This is a genomic window from Lysobacter xanthus (genome assembly GCF_047159895.1).
Map to the genome: position 1 here is coordinate 1 of NZ_BAAGAB020000119.1, position 3,525 is coordinate 3,525.

Genomic DNA, 3,525 nt, shown 5'->3' on the forward strand with positions numbered 1-3,525 from the left:
CGATGACGCAGCCGATGGCCACAACTACGTTTGCGAGCAATCTCTTCATGCGGCCTAACACCTGAGTTAAGCCGCGCCGCGAAGCGGCGTCGGCTTGGACGAATTGTTAGGCGTGGCCGCGAAGCAGACCGACTGCAGACACGCCGCCAGCAATTGCGAGAAAGCCCGCGATTGCCACAATAAACCACAAGCCCGGCCGTGCCGACGCAATATCCGCACCGGGTCGGAGCGCACGGCGCTGCCAGGCCGGGCTGAGCGCAACCGCGGCTGCCGCAGCCGCGAGCAGGACGCAGTCGACCGCCATGAGCAGCCCAGATGCAGGCGTGCGAATACGACCCGCACCGCCATTAAGGTGCACACCGCACAGGCCGATGGCATTCCAGACTACGAACACCACTACGATCGAAGCTGGCTTTAGGGCTTTCAGCAGATTCCAGTGGCGGTTCATCTTCCTGCCACGCCTAACACCGGAGTTAAGCCGCGCCGCGAAGCGGCGTCGGCTTGGACGAATTGTTAGGCCCCGGCCGCTGACTCTGCCAGAACGCGCGCACCGACATTGCGACGAGTGCGAGGCCGCAGGCGCCAATGCCCAGCAATTGCCAGAGCGGGAAGCGGTGAACGAGGGCAGAGACCAATAGCCCGCCGCAGAGCAGAGTGACCAACGGGATACCAACTACGGCAAGAAGGACGCCGGCATACAGGCCGGAGCGCAGCAGCCGGAACCCGGCCGGGATGGCGAGCGTGGCGCCTACGACCGCAACCAGGATGTCCGTGGCGAGAATGCCCGACGACATAGGATCGCTTGGCAGGCGACCGGACTCACCGATGGCCGCGAGCATTAGCACGACCAAGCCCAGATAGAACATGGCGAACACGCTCGACCCGGGGTGCTGAGGCTGGGACGAAACTGGCAGTTCCTGAAGCTGCAGGAGCGGGACGCTGAACGTGGCCGCCAGGCTCGACGCAGTGCTGAGCGAGGCAATGCCTTCGGACTCCACGCGCTGCACGGTGCGCAGGCTCAGCCCAGAAGCGATGGCGAGCTGTTCTTGGGACCAGCCCCGTTCGATTCGCGACTGGCGGACGGCGGTAGCGGACAGCTTCATTTCGTGGTCCATTGCGGGCTCTGGCGGAAAGGTGACCAGAGCATCGGGTGGACTGCAGTCTAGCGACACGCCAGCAACCCGCCACTTCCCGTCACCAAAGCGCCAGAGAGCTGATTCCGGGGCCTAACACTTGAGTTAAGCCGCGCCGCGAAGCGGCGTCGGCTTGGACGAATTGTTAGCGCTCACCTGGTTCACACCACGCCACATAGACCGAATACGACGCCTCGCCATCGTCTGCGCGGCCACCAGCGCTACGGCGGTACGCCCCTTCTTTCACGGGACTGTACTTCTTTGCGAGCTGACTTCTCGGAGGAGCCTTGGCGCAGTGCTCGAAGAGCTCCATTTCCAGCTTTTGGGCTTGTTGCAGAGTGAGCCCATACGCCAAGAAAGCCATATGGTTCCAAGCCCGCGGGGTGGAGTAGAGAGCGTACTGACGCCGACGGCGATCAGGGCTCATGGTAATGCCGACGTTGTACATAGCTACACGCGGGCTCGCGACAATTGCCTCGACCGTTGCGCGTGACACTTCCGACAGATTACGAGCAGCCATTTGATCCCCACGTTGCGATTCGACTGGTGCGAGCGCTAACACCTGAGTTAAGCCGCGCCGCGAAGCGGCGTCGGCTTGGACGAATTGTTAGAGCCCACACGACCTTGCCGAGTTGGCCTAACTCCACGGAGCGGAGCATGCCATGGCCGGCGACTGCGAGCTGGCCGGGCGCCGGCTCAGAGCCGAGCGGGCGCGGCCGAGCTGATGCGCGGCCCGATGCCAAAAGGCCTGCGATAAGGATGTGGGGGCCGTCCGGCGCCTAGCAGGCGCGGGTGGGAGCACAAGAGTGGGAGAGCACCGACAGACCACTGCGGCTCTCTCATTGATAGCCGGTGGTGGGCGCTAACACCTGAGTTAAGCCGCGCCGCGAAGCGGCGTCGGCTTGGACGAATTGTTAGGCCCCGGCCTTGGCAGGCTTGGTGATGACGTTGATCACCACGTTTTCGCCGCCGTACAGCACTTCAACGCGATCGGCGCTCTTCAGTTTGCTCGCCACCTCATCAGCATGCTGCCCGTTGAGCAGGAACAACACCTTCGAGGGATTGATGAGCGACGTGCGGCCCGTATCGGCCATGAACTTATCCACGATGCCCGGAACGTTGTCCGCATGCTCTTCCGCGAGCTGGCTCAGGGGATAGACGAATTTGCTACCGACCTGCTCCGCACCTGCAACGAAAGGCAGCGACAGAGCGAACAAGGCAAAGGCGAACTTCCGCATGTGAACCTCCATTTGGGATGAGCAAGTTTCCGGGGCCTAACACCTGAGTTAAGCCGCGCCGCGAAGCGGCGTCGGCTTGGACGAATTGTTAGCCGTTTACCCAGATGGGCTCAGACGCATTTGCTTGGCGGTACCGACATGCTTACGTTTCCCGCTGACCCATGCGATGTATTCGTAACGGCCTTCCACGGTTTGATCCGGGGCCGCATTCTGTGCAACGGCGCCGCACACCACGGCCGTAGCCGAAGCTACCAGCGCAAGTCGGACGTTTTACTAGAAAACATTTGCAATTTCCCAGTCCGATCCGACTGCTTTCAGTTTAATGGTCTTGATGGTCTTATGGCGCCCAAGCAATGCCTCAGTTACGTCTATCTCTGCATCACAGCTGTATGCGCTCGAGCCTAAAGGTGTGCAGCTAACCTTTTTGACGCTATGCACTACGAATTGCGAATTTGTAGACGCTCCCCCCGTCATGCTGTTAGTTCTGGCGTTGAAGTCGGCATATTGAACATGAGCAGCTTCAGTGAGGTCTGATTCAGACGGCTCGGTAGAGCAGCCAGTGCAGATTAATAAGATTAGTACGAGCAGAAGGGAAACCTTCATGAATCCTCCAGTTATGTGCTGAACGGCTAACACCTGAGTTAAGCCGCGCCGCGAAGCGGCGTCGGCTTGGACGAATTGTTAGGCCCCTAGCGAGTGATAGGAGCCGAGTCAGCGATCTGAAACACCACAAGGAGGCACAACAGAAGGCGACTATAGTTTTTCCGGCCCAAGAGCTTTAGACCGTTGAACCCATGCTCGATCAGGGCTGGTACGGCTAACGCCGCAGTGAAGAAAGAGAACGCGATCCACGCGAATAGCACTGCCGCCTTCGGGCCAAGCCAGGCACACGCGCAGCTGGTCATGGCGGCGCCGGCGAAACCAAATAAAAGGACCTTTCGAGCTGGCATAGCCAGCGGGTGCGTGAGGCCGCCTTGAAGATCGGCGTCAAACCGACCGTCAATCGCCATTGGGAAGGCGATGAAACCAGCAAACCCTAAGACGAGAGAACATGCAAAGAACACGAAACTTTCCATAGGGGCCTAACACCTGAGTTAAGCCGCGCCGCGAAGCGGCGTCGGCTTGGACGAATTGTTAGAGCCCACACGACCTTG

Annotated in this window: 3 protein-coding genes; all 3 read right to left on the reverse strand. The window is 60.3% G+C overall.

The window, feature by feature from the left end; genetic code table 11:
* Positions 1-106: 106 nt before the first annotated feature.
* Positions 107-448 carry a hypothetical protein gene (locus tag ACY35P_RS15125; RefSeq protein WP_462116664.1) on the reverse strand — a complete coding sequence of 114 codons (342 nt, stop codon included), beginning with the start codon at positions 446-448 and terminating at the stop codon, positions 107-109.
* A 25-nt stretch (positions 449-473) separates the two neighbouring features.
* On the reverse strand, positions 474-1,115 hold the full coding sequence (locus ACY35P_RS15130) for a helix-turn-helix transcriptional regulator (RefSeq protein WP_462116665.1): 642 nt from the start codon (positions 1,113-1,115) through the stop codon (positions 474-476).
* A 932-nt stretch (positions 1,116-2,047) separates the two neighbouring features.
* Entirely contained in the window at positions 2,048-2,371 is a 324-nt protein-coding gene (locus ACY35P_RS15135; protein ID WP_462116666.1) for a hypothetical protein, read from the reverse strand.
* Positions 2,372-3,525: the final 1,154 nt, after the last annotated feature.